The sequence below is a fragment of the Flavobacterium hydatis genome (genome assembly GCF_000737695.1).
Classification (GTDB): Bacteria; Bacteroidota; Bacteroidia; order Flavobacteriales; family Flavobacteriaceae; genus Flavobacterium; species Flavobacterium hydatis.
Genome location: NZ_JPRM01000003.1, coordinates 239,841 through 260,408, shown reverse-complemented (window position 1 = coordinate 260,408; position 20,568 = coordinate 239,841). Strand labels below are relative to the sequence as shown.

Sequence of the window (20,568 nt, the reverse complement as noted above, 5' to 3'; positions counted from 1 at the left end):
TCGTAGAGACGTATACTGTCTTTTAATAGGAAACTTATATCTAAAAAAGAATGATCGCCCCACATAGTAAAAAAATACCATACTTGTTGTTATTTGGATTACTTATAACAACTAGTCATACATTCGCTCAAGAGGCAAATACTGAAAAATCTGATTTTTCTGACACCTCGATTAGCGTTAATTCTATAGAAAAAACTGCTAAAGAGAATCTTTCTTCTTCACCAGTTTTAGCATTAAATACTACAACTGAATTTATAGTAGAGTTGTCCGCCCCCATAGGTAGCTTTGCTATAAATTCAACCGTAGTAAATAGTTCTAATGATATAGAATCCGACTGTTCGCAACCTAAGTTTACACTACAAAACAACAATCCAGTTGAAGTATTAGATGTAAATTGTAAGTACGATTTTTCTGAAACATTTATTGATAGCTTATTGTTTTTTGATAAAGATGTAATTAAAGAACGTATCATATGATTAAAGAATTACCTACTATTCTTCACAGAAGTTTTCTTTTTTTATGTGTTATTTTTTTTGCCAATACAGATTTATCAGCACAAATAATTATAGGGCAACCTACGTTTACTTTTAGCCCTGTTTGTGCAAGCCCTGGATTCAATACGTATGATATAAATTTTAACTTTTCGCCTGTTACGGGATTGTTAGCAACCAATCAGTTTATAGTAGAGTTATCCGCACCAGACGGGAGCTTTACTACAAACTCATCGGTTGTATACACCTCTAAAGTGGGAGAAATTGTATCATCGCCAGGAAAAATCACATTTGCATTTCCAACTAACACAGCAGGAGAAAATTATAGGCTTAGAGTAAAAAGTACAGGTCCAGCAGCTACAGGTCAGCCTTCTGTTGAATTTCCTGCGTACTATAAAATTCATAATGCTCAATATACATTAAACAACTTTATCCCAACAGCAACATATTGTGCTGGCGGGAATTTTGTTTTATCTATTGATAACCCAGGTGGGCCATTAAATGATTCTCCTTTAAAACACACAAACTTAACTTACAATTGGTATAAAGACAATGGTTTAGTTTTACCTCGTACACTTGTTGCAGCTGCGGCTGGAGGAAGTTATACAGTAACTCAACCTGGACTTTACTATGCCGAAACTAACTACGGTGCTTGTTCTGCAAGTTCAAATTCTTATTCGAATAAAGTTACTGTTACAGAATCTACAACCGATGCAAGTACTACAATTACTTCTAGTCTTGGAAACCCATTTTGTCCTAACGGAGGAACCACAACTTTAAGTGTTTCTGGAGGAATAAAATTTGAGTGGTTTAAAGAAGGAGTTAAAATCGAGGGAGCAAATAGTCAAACTTACGAGACAAGCGTTAGCGGATTATATTCTGTTAAAATCGATTTTGGAGGTTGTACAGGTAATGGATCTATCAACTTACAAAGTGAAGGTTCTTTTACAGGAAGTTTAAATGTACCAAATAGCAACGTGATTAATGTAGAAACAGGAGAAACACTAGATGTAACTGTTACTAGCGATGCTGTAGATCCTACTTACAAATGGTTTTTAAATGGAGTAGTTATTCCAGATGCTATAACTGATAGTTATTCGGTTAAAGAATTGGGTAATTATAAAGTGACCGTTACCCAAACTACAGGTTGTACTGCGACTAAAGAATTTGGTTTTCAGGTATCCGATTCAAATCTTAAAAACATTCCAAATATAGTAAGTCTAAGTAGCGCATTTAATACTTGGGATATTCCTGCCGATTATAAAAATGCCGATACAAATGTTATGATAGTTAGTTCGCAAGGAGAGGTGATGTTTAATGGAGTGGATTACGATCCTTCAAAATGGGAAATAAAAAGTTTTAAAAATATAAATCCGGTTTATTATTACATAATCACAAAAGGTAGTGATGAAAAAAAAGGATCTATAACAGTAATAAAATAATATGAAGAAAATACTACTATTCGTTACTTTTCTTTACGGCTCAACACATGTACTCTATTCTCAAGACAATGTCAAAGGGGATGGAGTTGTTTCGTTTTCAATACCAATTAGAAATTCATTAAAATTTAATAGATATATTATTAACCCTGCGTTCAGTTTTGTTCGTGAACAAAACTCTTATGTGAGTTTTTATAACAAGCGTCAGTGGGTACAATTTGATAATGCACCGCAAACATATTTATTTAGTTACTCAGGAAGATTTAGAGAAAATGAAGGTATAGGAGTTGGTTTATTCCAACAAAACTATGGTCTTATGACTACTTTTGGAATCTTAGGAAACTTTGCTCACAACGTAGTATTGCAAGAAGATAGTAACCTTACTTTTGGAGCAAACGTTGGTTTTTACAAAAGCGGATTAGATCAAGGAAAGATTATCTCAAACGATATGAATCTTAATATCGATGATATTCCATCAAATTCACTTATTACGATTAACCCAGGTTTTAACTACGGTAACGCATTTTTGGATGTTGGTTTATCTATTAACAATTTATTGCTATATAATTTTGCCACTTCAGAAATGGTAAAGGAAGATCCAGAGCAAGCTGTAGAAGTTCACCTTATGTACACGGGGTATATTGATGCTTATGGTTTTTTTGACAGAAGTAAATTCTCAGGTCTTTTAAAATCTGAATTCAAGAAAGACAAAACGGTTATTTCTGGATTAGCAATGATTGCTATCCCTAAAGGATTTTGGGCACAAGCAGGTTACAACACATTATACGGAATGTCAGCAGGATTTGGTGTTAATATCACACCAAAAATTGCTATTGAATATAACTACGAAAAAGGCACAGGTAACTTCTCTAATTTTGGAGCTTCTCATGAGTTTGTTATTGCTTATAAATTTAAAAGCAAAAACTACTATTACGGAGATGACGAAGAAGAAGGAGCACTTATTGAACCAACTGTGGTTAAAAAAGTGGCACCAGCCAAAACAACTACAACTCCTGTCGTAAAAACAGATGGAGCAACAAAAGCAAAACTTGCTGCAGAAGCAAAAGCAAAAGCAGATGCAGCTGCAATTCAGGCAAGATTAGAAGCACAAGCAAAATTAAAAGCTGATGCTGAAGCAAAAATTAAGCTGGCTGCTGATAATAAAGCAAAAGCCGATGCTGAAGCACAAGCTAGAATAGAAGCTGCAAAACTAGAAGCTGCTAAGTCTAAAGCAGATGCAGAAGCACTTAAAACAAAAGCACTTTCATCTGACGGTAAAACTAAAGTTGATGCAGATGCTAAAGCAAAATTAGCAGCCGATAATAAAGCCAAAGCTGATGCTGCCGCTCTACAAGCAAAACTAGCAGCTGATAATAAAGCCAAAGCTGATGCTGCCGCATTACAAGCAAAACTAGCTGCTGATAATAAAGCTAAAGCTGATGCTGCCGCTCTACAAGCAAAACTAGCTGCCGATAATAAAGCCAAAGCTGATGCTGCCGCATTACAAGCAAAACTAGCTGCTGATAATAAAGCTAAAGCTGATGCTGCCGCTCTACAAGCAAAACTAGCTGCCGATAATAAAGCCAAAGCTGATGCTGCTGCATTACAAGCAAAACTAGCAGCTGATAATAAAGCTAAAGCTGATGCTGCCGCTCTACAAGCAAAACTAGCTGCCGATAATAAAGCCAAAGCTGATGCTGCCGCATTACAAGCAAAACTAGCTGCAGACGCAAAAGCTAAAGCTGATGCCGATGCATTACAAGCGAAACTAGCAGCTGATAATAAAGCCAAAGCTGACGCTGCTGCATTACAAGCAAAACTTGCTGCAGATGCAAAAGCTAAAGCCGACGCTGATGCATTACAGGCGAAACTAGCTGCAGATGCAAAAGCTAAAGCAGATGCCGATGCGTTACAAGCGAAACTAGCAGCCGATAATAAAGCCAAAGCTGATGCTGCCGCACTTCAAGCTAAACTAGCTGCAGATGCAAAAGCTAAAGCAGACGCTGATGCATTACAAGCGAAACTTGCTGCAGACGCAAAAGCTAAAGCCGACGCTGATGCACTTCAAGCGAAACTAGCTGCAGATGCAAAAGCTAAAGCAGACGCTGATGCACTTCAAGCGAAACTTGCAGCTGATGCAAAAGTAAAAGCAGACGCTGATGCATTACAAGCAAAATTAGCTGCTGATGCAAAAGCTAAAGCCGATGCCGCCGCATTACAAGCAAAACTAGCTGCAGATACTAAAGTAAAAGTTGATGCTACTGCATTACAATCAAAATTAGATGCTGATGCTAAGGCTAAAGCTGATGCCGACGCTAAGCTAGCTGCTGATGCAAAAGCAAAAGCCGATGCTGCCGAAGCACTTAAAATAAAACTAGCAGCCGATGCAAAAGCTAAAGCTGATGCAGATGCAATTCAGGCAAAACTTGATGCTGATGCTAAAATAAAAGCCGATGCTAAGGCCAAAACTGAAGCAGCTGAATTAAAAGCAATTATTGATGCTGATGCAAAAGCAAAAGCGGAATCTGATGCATTACAAGCAAAACTAGCTGCCGAAGCAAAATTAAAAGCAAAAGCCGATGCAATTGCACTTCAAGCTAAACTAGCCGCCGACGCAAAAGCAAAAGCCGATGCAGTAGCATTATTAGCAAAAGAAGCTGCTAGTGCGAAAGCGAAAGCTGATACCGAAGCGAAGGCTAAACTAGCAGCCGATGCAAAAGCAAAAGCCGATGCTGCAGCATTACAAGCAAAAGAAGCTGCTGAAGCCAAACTTAAAGCTAAAGCTGATGCAGATGCTCAATTAGCAGCAGATGCTAAGGCAAAAGCCGACGCAATTGCTTTACAAGCTAAATTGGCAGCCGATGCTAAAACGAAAGCTGATGCTGATGCGAAAGCTAAATTAGACGCTGATGCAAAAGCCAAAGCTGATGCAGATGCGCTTAAAGCAAAATTAGCTCAAGATGAAGAACTGAAAGCGAGACAAGCAGCAGCTGCCCTTGCAGCATCAAACGCAGCAGCAAATGCGGCTAAAGATGAAACTGCTAAATCAATTGAAAATTTAACCAGCGTGTTTGATAGTTCATATAAAACACAAACGGATTTATTGAGCCAATTGACAGCTACAGTTGCTAAAAAACAAAAAGACCTTGATGATCTTAGAGAAGAAAATGATTTAAGTGAAAAAGGAATATATAAAGAACCGAAACCATTTAAGAGCGTAGCATCTGAAAATAGCGAGTTAGAGGCATTAAAATTACAAATAGCACAAGTTAACAAGGAACAGAAAGATGCGTTGTCTAGATTAACGAATTTGTATAATGAGCGACTTAAAAAGGTACCAAATAAAAATGATGAGCTTAACAGAAGTTATTTAGCCAAAATTGAAGCTTTAAAAGCAGAACAATTAAGAGCAGAAAAATCTAATGCGGATTTGATCGCTAGTTTAGAAAAAATTAAACTAGAAACCGAAATAGAGAAAAAACGTAGAATTAAGCGTGCAGCATTCGAAAATGACCAAGGTCGTTACCAACAAGATGTTGCTACTTTAAAACGTATAAAAGAAACGACAAGACCAAGTAGTAAACCATTAACTGCAAATGATTTTGATTATGGCGATGAACAATCGAATATGCAAATTATCAAGAACGTTAAAAACGCTGCAAGTGGTTATTATTTGATTATTGCTGTACATAGTAGCACAGATAAAAGAGATGAATTTTTGACCAAAGCAGTTTCTGCAGGACAATCGGATATTAATTTCTTTTACAATGTAAGTGCAAGTAAATATTACATCTATTACGATAAGTATGACAATTTGCAAGATGCCAGTAAAGCATTGGAATCAAAAGGGAATAAACCATACAACGGAAAAATGTCTATTGTAAAAGTTGAAAATGAATAATACAATTATTGTATAAAATTATAAGAATAAGTATGCAAGGGAACTTCTAGTTTTTTAGAAGTGCATGCTACTGAATAAATTTTTAGAGTGCCATTTGTCTTGTTTTCCTGGACCCCCCATTTAGGAAAGCATTGCAAATGATTAAATAGAAAATACCATGAAAAAACCTACTATTGTAAAAATTACGTTATTTGCTTTGATCTTCTTACAGAGCATTATTTCTTATTCTCAAAATTATAAAAGTTTTGATATTCGCTACAATAATAAAAACTTAAGAGGAGACATTCTCTTGATTGGAAATAGCGTTCTGAATAGGGATTCTAGAAGTTGGTGGGGTGGTGATGGTCCAAATGTACCCTTTAACGACCGGGATCAGAATAGCAGTTTCGACATGAAATATGTTAATGTTGATGGAGGTACTGGTATTTTTAATTCAAGTAAGGCTAAGTTGACCTTGCCTGATGCAGCTTGTTCCAAAATCGTATATGTAGGACTTTACTGGAGTGCAGTTACAAGAGGTACCGAAGCAATAGACAAGGTAAAATTTAAAATGCCTGGAGGTAGCTATATTGATATAGATGGTACCGTTATTTATGATGCAAACGGTACTAAAATAGGTACTAGTTTGCCTTATGCATGTTATGCCAATGTAACAGATTATTTTACTAAAACACCAAGGCCTAATCCTCAAGGGTATTATTCCGTAGCTAATATTTCTACAGCACAAGGTACTAACAGACCTGCTGGTGCTACTGGTGGAGGTACAGGTTTATCTGCAGGATGGTCTCTTTTCTTTGTATACGAAAATGCTACTTTACCAGAAAAAGCGATTACTTCATTTGATGGATTTAGTGCTATTGACGATAAAAATAATTTAGATATTAAAATTTCTGGATTTACTACAATCCCAGAGGGTCAAGTAAAAGCAAAATTTGCTTTTTCAGCAATGGAAGGAGATTTAGATATCGGAGGAGATTATTTATCTATTAATGGGGTAAAATCTACACCTCAGGAAAGACCACAGGAATCGTTTTATAATGGTAAAAAATGGGTTACAAAAGATAATTTCTTTAACAGTTCTGTTACTTCAATGGGGACTATCTTAAAGGATAGAGATCTCAATAGTTCCAATACATTAGGATTTGATGCGGGGGTATTTGAAGTAAAAAACGATCCAACCACTCAATACCCAGGAGGTTCTGTAATTAAAAATGGAGATACCTCGGCAATCATAAGTCTAGGAAGTGATCAGGATCTTTATTTTTATTATTTTAATGCTTTTGCAGTTGAAATTATTGCTCCAAGGATTGTACTTCTGAAAAAAGTTTTCACAAAAGATGATAAGGGTAAATATTATGATGCAGCAGGTAAGGACATCAGTATCGATACTGAATTAAAATATGAAATAAGTTTCCAGAATAAAGGAAATGACGATGCAGTAAACTTTACAATTACAGATGTTTTACCTAATAATATTATTTTTGACGAAAAAACCGATTTTATAGATTTACCAACAGGGGTAACAGTAGGTTCTTATAATGCTGCTACAAGAACTATTGTATTTAATGTAGATCCAGTTCTAGTTATAAAGAAAAGCGGTATTACTACTTTAACGTTTAGAGTAAAGACAGTTAAAGATTGTGATGCTCTAACAGATGCTTGTTCCAATCTTATTAAGAATACCGCTATTTCAAAATATAACGGAGTTATTAATAAAAATACTTTTGGTGAAGGAAGTCTTGATTCAGAGGAAGGTTGTAATGTTGGTACGCCTACAGCTACTAACTTCCTTATCGGTTTAGATAAATGTACATTTGAGCAAACGTTATACTTGTGTGGTACAGTTAAACTAAAAGCTGGAGGAGGGTATACTACTTATGTATGGAAAGATCCTAACGGAGTTATTTTTGGAGGAAACAACCAAGAAGTTACAGTTACTAAACCAGGTAAATATACTGTGGTTACTACTGCAGGAGCTCCTTGTAAAGGAATAACTCAAACATTTATTGTTAAGGAGTATAATGTAAATATTAATGATAATCCCATTAATACTTATGCAGATAATATTGATCCAAAATCAACAGCAACACCTAAATTACCTTATGCATGTGTTAATGATGGTAAGCCATTTCCAAAAATATTTTTATGCGGTAAAACGGCAACCAAATTTATTGATACTAAAATCGAAGGTGCATCTAGTATAGTTTGGCAAGAAACTAAAGATCCACGACCAGGAACTTTAGATGATAGTTGTCCGGATGTAACTGCAAAAAATTGGACAGAGATTGCAACAGGACCAACATATACTGTTAATAGAGCAGGAACTTTTAGACTTGTAGTTACCTATAATAATACATGTGAAAATATCTATTATTTTGATGTGACTCAAAGTGTATTGGAAGCTACAGCGATCAAACAAGATATTGTTTGTGACACAAAAGGAAGCATTACAGTTACAAATCCTAAACCAAATGATGGATTCGGATATCAATATAGTTTGGATGGCGTAAAACCTTACCAAGATTCAAATGTTTTCGATGATGTTCCAGCAGGAAGATATCTAGTTCATATAAAAACAAAAGCAGTAGATAATACATTCGAAAAATGTGAGTATACTGTAGATGTTACAATTATAGAGAAAACTTTTAAAACAAAAATAGATACTACAGATCCAAGTTGCGCTGGAAAAGGAGGAACTATCAAAGCGACAGTTACTGGAGTAGACGGATGGTATCAATTTATAGTTAAAGAAGTAGCAACAGGAGACATAAAGGGAGACTCAGGAAAAATAGTTGCTCCTAAGAATTTTAATCTTTTTGAAGGTATTGCACCAGGTGTATACGATGTCGTAATTACTACAAAAGATGGTTGTACAAAAACAGAAAGAGTTACAATTAATGATAATAAATTAGATGCTAAAGCTAGTATTACAACACCTCTTACTTGTAACGATGGTGTGATTACAGTAGTAGCAACAGGAGGAACACCTGTAGCAGGATTCCCAGATTTTTATTATTATTATGTTAATGGATCAAAAATTGCTTTAACTGATCCAGCGATTCCAATAACAAAAGCAGGAACATACGATATAGTTGTTATAGATGCTGCAGGATGTAGTGTTACAATTCCTACTATCACTGTTCCAGATTTAATAAGACCAACCGTTAAGATTGATCAGAAAAACATTAATTGTTATGGAAGTAAAGATGGTGAAATCTCATTTACTTTAACTCCAGCTACCTCAGACTATACAGTATCGTATAGCATTAATGGACTTGCTGGACCATTTAGTACCATTTCTCCAATTAAAAATTTAGCGGCAGGCGATTACGATGTTGTAGTAAAATATACTTATGACAAAGTAGATTGTTTTGATGAATCTGTAAAAATTACAATAACAGCACCAGCAACAAAAGTTACTGCGACAGCTGGTGTAGCAGAGTTATCTGGTTGTGGACTAGCAGGATTTGAAAAACAAGGTAAAGTTAGAATCACGAATGCTCAAGGAGGAATTCCTCCTTATAAGTATAGTTTTGACGGAGGTGTTAATTGGCAAGATTCAAATGAAGCCTATATTAACCCAAGCACTACACCATATACTTTTTATATTAAAGATAGTTCACCAGCGCCAGGTTGTCCTTACGCAATGGAAGGAATTATCTTAGATGAAAAACCTGCTGATCCTACAATTGAGGTTTCAACACCAACTTTTAATTGTGATGGAAACGCATCAACAACAGTTACAGTTACAAATAGTGGTGGAGCTAATTATGAGTATGAATATTTACTTAATGGAAAAGTTAATACAAATACCCCATCAAATGTTTTTGTAAATGTACCACCATCAGTTCCAGGAACTCCACATATAATATCTGTAAGATATAAATTGGTTTCAGTACCAACATATAGCCATTTATTAAAAGAAGATTTTGGTACAGGTCCATCTACGACTTCTCCAGGAATCAATACTACTTACTATTGTTTTGAAAGACAACTAGAAGGACAGCCTGCAACATATTGTAATGGTGCATTTAATATAAATGATGGTGATTATGCTGTTACAAGTGCTTTACATCCTAATCATCTTGGATGGTCTTGGGTACTTCCTAAAGATCACACAAGTAACGGAACTGTTTCAGATGGTAGATTCCTTGTAGTTAATATTGGAGATAAAATACCAGTAACTACTATTTTGTACGAAAAACAAATCAATGATATTATTCCAAATCAACCTATAAATTTCGAATTCTTTGCAATGAATTTAATGAAATTTGGAGCAGGAAAAGCTGATCCAGATTTAAGAATTGCTTTGATTGATGCATCAGGTAAAGAAATTTCTTGGTTTGCGACAGGTAAAATTCCTAGAACAAGCCCTGACAACTTATGGGAACAATATCCAAAAACACCAATGACTCTTGATCCAGGAGATAATAAATCATTGCGATTTATCATTCGTTCTAATGTGCGTGATACAAATGGTAACGACGTAGTAATAGATGATATTTCTGTTTATCAATTACCAAAATCATGTTTATCTACTAAAGAATTTAAGGTTATTGTTGACCCTAATAAAAAATTCACGGCAGATGTTAAAGATGTTATTGATACAAAATGTAAAGGAAATAAAGACGGAAGTTTAACTATAGTTGCATCTAATTTTGATACTACCAATGGTTTTGAGTATTTAATAGATGGAGTTCTTCCTTGGAGAGTTTCTAAACAAGAAGAGACTATTGTTTCTGGTTTAGGAGAAGGTCCTCATGTTGTTAAGGTTCGTTATGATGCTACTTCAGTAGGTTGTGATTTTACTCTTAACCCTACAATTGGATCACCTGATAAGTTTGAAGTAGATGCAAAAGCTACTGTAGCTAAATGTTCTGTAGGTGCTACAGTTACTGCTAGTGGAAAAGGAGGAACAAAAGACTATACATTTACACTTACAGATTCGGCAACACCACCTAACGTAGTTACTTTCCCATCTAACGGAATATTAACAGATGTTAAACCAGGAACATATATTGTTTCGGGTAAAGATAAAAACGGTTGTTTAGATGACAAAGACACGCCTTTGGTTATTGATGAACCAGTAGCGCCAAAAGCTGAAATTGCTGATAATACAGGTTTATGTTTTGACGGAAAAGTAGCAACAATAACAGTTAATATTACTGGCGGAGTAGCTCCTTACTTTTATCAGGTTAAATATAATACAGGTGCATTAGAAGCAAAAGTGCCTGTTCCAGCACCTGCTACTTCATTTACATATGAGGCAAAAGCAACAGGAGATTATACATTTGTAATAACAGATTCTTATGGTTGTGAAGCTACAGTTATTAGCCAAAAAATTAATGCTTTGCTTACAGCAGATGCAAATACGACAAGTTCATTAACTTGTATTGATCCAAAAGAAGCTAAGATTGAAGTAACAATTAAAGGAGGTACAACTCCATTTAGTTATATCGTTAAAGATAATTTAGGTAACCCAGTATATGCTAGCGTAGGAACTATTGCAGGTCCAAAATTCACATATACTACGACTGTTGCGGGTAAATATACTTTTGAAATTACCGATAAAAATAAATGTAAAACAACTGTAGAAGGTAATATAGCTTCTATTACAAACCCAACAGTTACAGCTGTACCAACAAACATTAGCTGTAACGGATTGTCTGATGGTTCAGTAGTATTAACTGGCCACGACGGAACAGGTGATTATGAGTTTAGCGATAAACCTACAACAGGATTTACAAGCTCTCCTAATTTTTCAGGTTTAACTTTAGGAAAACATAAATTTTATGTAAAAGATACTAATGGTTGTACAGGAGAAGTAGAAGTTGATATTACACAACCAGATGTGATAACACCTACAGTTACTATATCTACACCATACACTTGCGAAACCAAAGCTATAATTACAGCTTCGGCAACAGGTGGAAATGGTACTACTTATACTTACGTATTAAAGATAACCAAAGGCGGAGTTACTACAGTAGTAGCAACAAATACTACAGGTATATTTAAAGATTTAACTACAGGTGGAACATATTCAGTTACAATTACTGATAGCAAAGGATGTACTATAACTAAGGATGCAGGAACTATTTTAGATTTAGTTCCTATTACAGCTATGGTTATTAAAAATACAGATCTTAAATGTCCATCTAATTTAGTAGATGTTACAATTACAAGCGTAACAGGAGGAAAAGGACCATATGAATATTCCATAACTGTACCAACAGGATTTAGAGCTTGGCAGCCAGAGGATACATTCAAAGATTTAGCTCCGGGTACTTATACATTTACAGTAAGAGATGCTAATAAATGTACATTCTCATTCCCTCATACTATTAAAAAATTAATACCAATAGTAATAGATGAAGAAGTAGTAAATAATATTTCTTGTTTAGGAAGTACAGATGGTTCTGCGAAGTTTACTATCAAAGACTTAGGTAATAATGTTCGTTATTCTTATGATATTGACGGAGGAACAGCAGTAACAGGTACAACGCCTACTACAGGATCTACTACAATTATTGTAAATGTTCCTAATTTAGCAGCAGGTGATCATACATTAACGTTAACAGATTTAGAAACAAATTGTCAAGTTTCTAAAACTGTGAAAATTTTGGCTCCAGCTGAAAAATTAGAAATAACAAAATTAACTGTAACACCAATGACATGTGATGTTACTGGTAAAGTTGTAGTTGATACTAAAGGTGGTTGGGGAACTAATAAATATACCCTTACACAACCTGATGGAACTAAAGTAGGCCCACAAGCATTAAATACTTTTGAAAATTTAACACAAGTTGGAGAGTATACTGTAACTGTAAAAGATTTGAATGGTTGTACAGTATCTGATAAATTTACATTGGCAGATAAAGTTAAACCAAAGGCTACGATAGATGTAACTTCAGATTTATGCTATGATAAAACTGATAAAGCAACAATAATTGTTACGCCAGATGTGGTGCCATCACCAACATACGAGTATAAACTTAATACAGGAGCTTATCAGCCTTCAGGTACTTTCTCTAATTTAGAGCCGGGGGATTATATTGTAACGGTTAGAGACAAAGCAACAGGTTGTACACTTGTATTAACATCTCAACATATTGCGAAACAATTAACTGCAACTGTTAAGGTAGATAAGGATATCGACTGTACGACTAATCCTGATGTAATCATTAAAGGAGAAGTGTTTGAAGGTACAGCACTTTACACTTACACAGTAACCGTAAATGGTGTTGCAGATCCTATTGTTAAATCAATTTCAGGAAATAAATTTTCTTATACAGATGCTACTGCTACAACAGCTACTACAGATACGAAATATGTATTTGTAATAAAAGATAATATAGGTTGTGAAGTAACTTCTACAGTTACTGTAAAACCAAAAACAGATCCGAAATTTACTGCAGTAACAACAGGTTCAGTTATCTTATGTAATGGAGACGCTACAGGTTCGATAAAAGTAACTATAGACACTGCTTTTGGAGTAGGACCTTATGTAATCGATGTGAAGAATACAACTACTAATACATCATACGGAACGCAAACTACTGGACTTCCAGCAGGTTTTTACACTGTAAAAGTAACAGATGCAAAATCTTGTTCTACTACAGAGTTGAATGTTGAAATTAAGCAACCAGATCCTATTTCTGTAGTTTATGATGTTCAGCCTATAACTTGTAATGCGTCTAATGGTGAATCATTGGGTTCAATTACGATTACTTCCGTATCTGGAGGAACAAAAAATTATACTTATAACGTAAAAGGACTTAATGTTACTTATGATCAAACATTCACGAACCAAACAGGGACATTACAAGTTTTTAAAGTAGTTGATTTTGGTTATTATGAGATTACTATAACAGATGCAAATAATTGTTCTAAAATTATAAAAAACATATTAGTTGCTTCACCGCCAAAAGATTTAGATATTACAGTAACTCCACCAGTAGCAGATTGTTCTGCAGGAGGTACAGCAATTGTTGCTGTAGGTAAAGCGGCAGATGGGTCTACAATTACTGGAAACGGACCATTTTATTTTGCTATTTATGACGGTACAACGCCTAACTTCCCCGTTCCTATGGGACCAGTTGGTTGGTTAGCAGAAGATGCTCTTCCAGTAGGAAGTAAACAAGCAACTTTCTATAATTTAACGCCTGGGGTTAAGTATACTTTTATCGTATATGATAGTAATGCTGCTCATGGTGGTACAGGAACAGGATGTTATTATTATGAAACTTCAGAATTTGCTATTCCAACAAATTCAAAATTAGAAATAGAGAACTTACAAGCTAATAATATTACTTGTTTGGGTGCAGACAATGGTAATGTATCGTTTAAAGTTTATAGTCAATATACAGTACCAACTGATGTAGAATATCAAATTTTTAATGAACTAACGCAAGCACCAATAGGACCAGTACAATCTGGAGTAGTACCGGCAGGTAATACTATTCCGAGAGCTTCATTAGATATAAACAATTTTGGAGTACTTCCATTTGGAAACTATTATGTTTTGGTGACCGAAATTGATAAATCAGTTACACCAAATAAAAAAGGATGTAGTGTAACTACATCACCATTTAATATTACAGGTTCGACTACAGTTTTAACATTAGATGCTAAATCAACTAATAATGCTAATTGTAATCCATTAAAAGGAGTAATCAATGCTTTTCCACAAGGAGGAACTACTATACCAGCGGTTGTAGCTGTACCAGCAACGCCAACTACGCCAGCAATTCCAGCTTCTGCTGCAGTTCCATATTTGTATCAATATGTTGTTGATAATTTACCATTAGGCGAAGGTCCAGAGGATACTAGACCAACTGCTGCATCTTTCGTTATTCCTACACATACATCAAGTACATTTAATGTAGAAGCAGGTAATTACTTAGTTTATGTTCGTGACGCTTATGGTTGTATCGCATCTAAAGCTGTAACGGTTGTTAAAGACCCAGAACCAGTAATTGCTGCCGTTATAGATCCAGCTTTCTGTTCGGCTCTAGAAGGTAGTTTTGCTATCAATGTAAATATAACTACACTTGGTGTAGGACCATATACATATACTTTAAATGGTGGTAATGCTGTTGCTATTACAACAGTACCAGCGTTTACAATATCTGATTTAGCTTCAGGGGTATACAAAATTAAAATTAAAGACTTAAATGGTTGTACAAGCAACGAGGTTGAATTAGAAATTTTCAAACCATTAGACCTTAAAGCTAAATTTACCCTTGATCCTGTTTGTGATATCGCAAACGGTACTATTACTGCAGAAGTTTCTGGAGGTGATACTACTGTAGCTACAGGAAATAAATTCGAATTTACATTAAAAAATAAGACTGTAATTCCTACTCCTGTAGATGTAGTACAGCTTAACAATGGTGTTTTCTTAAATCAGGCTGCAGGCAGTTATACGATTATTGTTAAGGATTTGAGTACAAATTGTACAAAATCTGTAGATGTTGATATTCCGCTTGCTACAAAAGTAGTTTTAGCAATTGGTGATATTGTTGTAACATTACCTAATTGTATGACTCCGGCAGGACAACCAGCTCAAGGAAACGTTAGTAATGGTACAATTAAAGTTAATTTACCAGCTGTTAACAATAACCCTGAATATACATACACGCTTACATCACTTGATCCAATAACAGGACTTCCGGTTGGCACTCCAGTTATACAAAAATCAAATGGTTATTTTACTGGATTAGCTTCAGGAGATTATAATGTTACAGTAAAATCTGAAAGAGGTTGTGAAGAAACAGTAAAAGTTACCATTGGTATACCTGTTGAAGTTGTTGCTAGCGCAACTCCAGACCCATTTGAATGTTCTACAGGAAACACTCCTAAAAAAGTAAAAGTTACTGTTACAGGCGCTGGAGGAACAGGAAAATTCACTTATAGTAAAGACAATATTACTTATGGAAACGATAATGTATTTTATGTAGATGCTGATAAAGCTCCTCAAAACGTAACATATTACGTTAAGGACGAAAATGATTGTATCGATAATGTAACTATCCTAATTGCTCCATTCCCAAGTTTAATTTCTGCGGATGTAACTTTTGGTGCAGATATGGATTGTGAAAACAAGAAACAAGTAATGAATGTTGTTATTACTGGAGGAACAAATACACCAAAACAATTTACATACCAAGTGTATCAAGACGGAGCTCTTATTCCAGGAAGTTTAACAACCGTTACTGGTAATATATTTACTTACGATGCGCAAACAGCAGGTAGCTACTATGAATTTGAAATATTCGATAATAATACAGGTTGTAGTATAAAATCAGTTGTTCAACCAGTTCCATTATTTAATAATCTAAAAGTAACTGCTTTTGCATCAACACAAGTTGGATGTAAAACAGATAGTACAGGAAAAATTACTATCGATGTTACTGGATATACTGGAGCATATACTTATGAAGTTTTCGACGGAGCTACTTCAGTATTAACAGGAAATGGAGATACAACTCTAGGTTCAACAGTTACTACTGGATTACCTGCAGGAAATAACTATACAGTTGTAGTTAAAGAAACAGGATTCCCTAAGTGTTCTGAAACATCAACCGTAGTTATAATCACAGAGCCTGCATTAGCATTAAGCTTAGGTCCAATTACTAATGTCCCTCAAAATTGTAAAACTAAAGGAGCACAAGTAACAGTTCCAATTACATCTGTTATTGGTGGAACAGCAGACTATAAGTATGCTTTTGTTAAATCAGGAGATTCACCAGTTGGGAATTATTTTGATACCAATACGGCTACATTAGACCCAGCGGTAAGTACTAAATGGGATGTTTGGGTTATAGATAAAAATGGATGTGAAGCTAGTACGCCTGTAGATATTACAGTAGATCCAGTTCCATCTGCAATTGTAGCTACACCAGATAGCCAATGTTATGTTGCTGGTGCAGATTATACAATAACTGTTACTGCTAATGGTGTAAAACCATTACAATATGGTTTAGATAAAGATAATTTTTCAACTAATCCTATTTTATCTGTAAAAGGACCAGGTACATATGATGTATATGTAAAAGATGCGAATGGATGTATTACTTCAGCAATTGGAGCATTTACAATCTTGGAACCATTAGGATTGTCGGCAGAAATTTCGACATATCCAACTTGTAATGGAGGTGACGGAGTTGTTACTCTACAAGGTTTAGGAGGAACAATAACTCCACCTAATTACCAATATGCTATTGGGTCAGCTACAGTACCGGGTACATTTAGCGTAACAGCAGTATTCCCGAATTTAACTCCTGATGTTAAGTATTATTTCTGGGTAAAAGATATGGCGACAAAATGTACTGCATTAATTGATTATACAATACCTAAAGCAGCAGTTGTTACTATTGTAGATGCAGATTTAACACCAACACCAGTTACTTGTTTTGATGGAACTGATGGTACTATAACGGTTGCACTAAATGCAAGTAATAACAACCCTGATTATAAATTTACGTTAACAGGTGTTGATTATAAAGGTAATGCTGTTGCAAGACCAGAACAAAAAGAACCTACATTCAGTAATTTACCAGCAGGTAAATATACAGTATCAGTTATGTCAGGTAGAAATTGTCCAGGTTCAGCAAAAACTGAAATTATACAACCAAGCATAATTGTTATTGCTACTCCAGTTGTTACAGAATTTGCTTGTAATGCAGGAACAAATACACCTAAGTTTGCTACTATAGAAGTAAGCGCTTCAGGAGGTACTCAACCGCTTACTAAATATGTATTTATCAAAAAAGGAGCTACACCAGCAGATGACAGAATTGTTCAGTCAGGAAAAGAGACTAAATATACTTCGTCAGATTTAGCAGGAGGTACTTATATCATAGAAGTTTATGACAACAATAATTGCCCTATAAGCACTACAGCTGTAATTAAGCCTTATGTAGGTATTAAAGATGCTGTTATAAAAGTAGATGCTAAAATTACATGTTTAACTAATGAAGATATTAGTGTTAATGTAACTGCTGAAGGAGTATTGCCATTACCAGCTTTAGAATATTCTATAAAGTATCCAGATGGTACAATTAAAATCAATTTAATTGGAGTAAATACGTTTACTGATTTACCAACAGGAGAATATATAATTACAGTTAAAAACCCTGATACAGGATGTAGTATTGATAGAATTCATAATGTTGATAAGCCGAATACTTTCGAGTTAAAAGCTACAAACGTTAAGAGCATTACATGTTTTAATGCTGCAGATGGAAGCATAGATTTTACTTTAGTAGATTCTAAAGTAATTCCTTCTAACCTTCCTAAAGGATTCACTTATGTAATTACTAGCCCGGTATTAGGTGCAGCTACTATAAATGGTACTAGTCCAAATTTAGGACCACTTACAATTAGTAATTTAAAAGCAGGTTCTTATAAAATATCAGCTACATTAATAGATTCACCTTTCTGTACTGTAGATGCTGAGTTTGACATAAAAGGACCATTGACACCATTAGAACTTGATGTACAGCATTCAGAGATTACATGTGCTGCAGGTAATAAAGATGGAAAAATCGTAGCTTCTGCTAAAGGTGGATGGCCAGGCGGATATGAATTCCAATTAGAATTAAACGGAGCACCATTAGTTACTTGGTCTACTCAATCAACATTCTCTAATTTAGGAGTTGGTAATTACGTAGTAAAAGTAAGAGATAGTAAATGTGAGGTTTCAAAGCCTATAGAATTAAAAATACCAGCACCAATTGTAGTTACAGCTAATGTAGCTAAAGCAATGTTAACTTGTTTTGGTGATAATACAGGAGAAATTACAGTAACGACTACAGGAGGTTCAGGTAAATATTTATATACATTGGTTGCAACATATCCTGATGGAGTTGTAACTAAAAACGGACCACAAGTGGATCCTTTATTTACAGGATTAAAAGCAGGAAGTTATGTAGTAACAGTTACAGATAGCTGGACATGTTCAGGTACATCAGTAGCAGTAGAAATTAAAGAGCCAACAAAAGTTAAAGGATCATTAGCAATTAAAGCTACTGAAACTTGTCTTAAAGCTCCAGAACTTACACTTACTGCAACAGGAGGTACAGGACCATATAAATATAGTACAGATGGTATTAATTATAGCTTACCATTTAATTCATCAGTAACTATTGTATTGCCTGTTACAACGGCAGATGCTACATACAAATATTTTGTACAAGATGTATTTGGTTGTACTACAGAAACTGTTAACGGAATTAAGTTTTCACCAGTTCCAGAACTTGTTTTCACAGCTGTTACAGGTTATGATATTCATTGTAAAGGATCAAGTACAGGTAGTATATATGCTACAGCTGTAGGAGGATTAGGAAACTATGTGTACACATTGCTTGATGCAGCTGGGTTACCAATTGTACCTACACCTACACAGAGTAAACCAGGTCAATTTGAGAACCTTTCACAAGGAACTTATATTGTAAAAGTGGATAGCGGGGATTGTTTTACAAAAGCATTACCAGTTACAATTATAGAGCCAACAACAAGCATAACAGCAGTTGCAGTTCCTACACCATTAAAATGTAATGGATCTAACAACGGAGCAATTACTATTAATGCTACAGGAGGAACAGGAAAACTGAGATATGCGATTTCGCCAGACTTCAGACAATTCTTTGAATTAAATGTTTTTGATAATTTAAAAGCAGGATTCTATGATGTATTAGTTCAGGACGAAAACGGATGTGAGTTCCCGATTAAAGGAATCGAAATAAAAGAACCAGGAATCTTAAGCCCATCTCTAGTGCCAAATAGTATAATGCCAGAGTTGTGTTTTGGAGAGAAAAATGGATCATTTAGTATCGATATTGTTGGCGGAACAGCTCCTTACAGAGTAAGTCTGGATGACAGAAAAGGTACATATGCACCAGTTACAGGTACAAACCATCCATTTACAGGATTAGTAGGAGGTAAACATATAGTTTATGTTATCGATGCTAACGAGTGTACGGCTGAATTAGAAATTCCGATGCCAGAAGCAGTTAGACTAGAGCCAATTGCTGAGGTTAATACGGATTGTGTGAATAATGTAGCGGCAAACTTTGTGACTATAACTATTCACGAAAGTGCAAACAAAGCTGATGTAGATTATGCATTAGATGGTAGCACAACGTATCAGGATAGTAACATATTTGTAAATGTTGCTCCAGGAAAACACACTGTAACAGCAAGACATAGTAATGGTTGTGAGCAAACAACATTACCATTTACAATAGATGCAGTACAACCATTAACATTAACATTGGCCGATGGCGGATTAAATGAAATTGTTGCTACAGCTACAGGTGGTGGTGGAGAATACCAATACACACTAGATGGAGAATCTTACGGAACAGTTAATAAATTCATTATTTACAAATCAGGAACATACACAGTTACTGTAACAGATAAAAATGGATGTACAGCTACAGCTACAAGATATTTCCCTTACGTAGATGTTTGTATTCCAAATCACTTTACTCCAAATGGAGATGGCATAAACGATACTTGGGCTCCAGGATGTACAGTAAACTACAAAGATTTAACATTCGATATTTTTGATAGATACGGACGTATAATCTGTAAGTACAGGTTGGGTCAAAAATGGGATGGAAAATACAATGGTGCCGAATTGCCATCTGGGGATTACTGGTACGTATTGAAACTCAATGACAAAAAAGATGACAGAGAGTTTGTTGGACATTTCACCCTTTACAGATAA

At 35.1% G+C, this 20,568-nt stretch carries 4 protein-coding genes; all 4 read left to right on the top strand.

Going from position 1 to position 20,568, the window contains the following annotated elements; all coding sequences use genetic code 11:
• The first annotated feature begins 50 nt into the window (after nt 1-50).
• Entirely contained in the window at nt 51-476 is a 426-nt protein-coding gene (locus IW20_RS03175) for a hypothetical protein (protein WP_035618622.1), read from the top strand.
• Complete coding sequence (locus IW20_RS03170) at nt 473-1,933, top strand: hypothetical protein (protein ID WP_035618619.1); 1,461 nt, start codon at nt 473-475, stop codon at nt 1,931-1,933. Before IW20_RS03175 ends, IW20_RS03170 begins: the two co-directional genes overlap by 4 nt.
• Before the next feature lies 1 nt (nt 1,934).
• Nucleotides 1,935-5,831, top strand: a complete 3,897-nt coding sequence (locus IW20_RS03165) for a PorP/SprF family type IX secretion system membrane protein (RefSeq protein WP_035618616.1) — start codon at nt 1,935-1,937, stop codon at nt 5,829-5,831.
• A 157-nt stretch (nt 5,832-5,988) separates the two neighbouring features.
• Complete coding sequence (locus IW20_RS03160; RefSeq protein WP_035618614.1) at nt 5,989-20,568, top strand: T9SS type B sorting domain-containing protein; 14,580 nt, start codon at nt 5,989-5,991, stop codon at nt 20,566-20,568.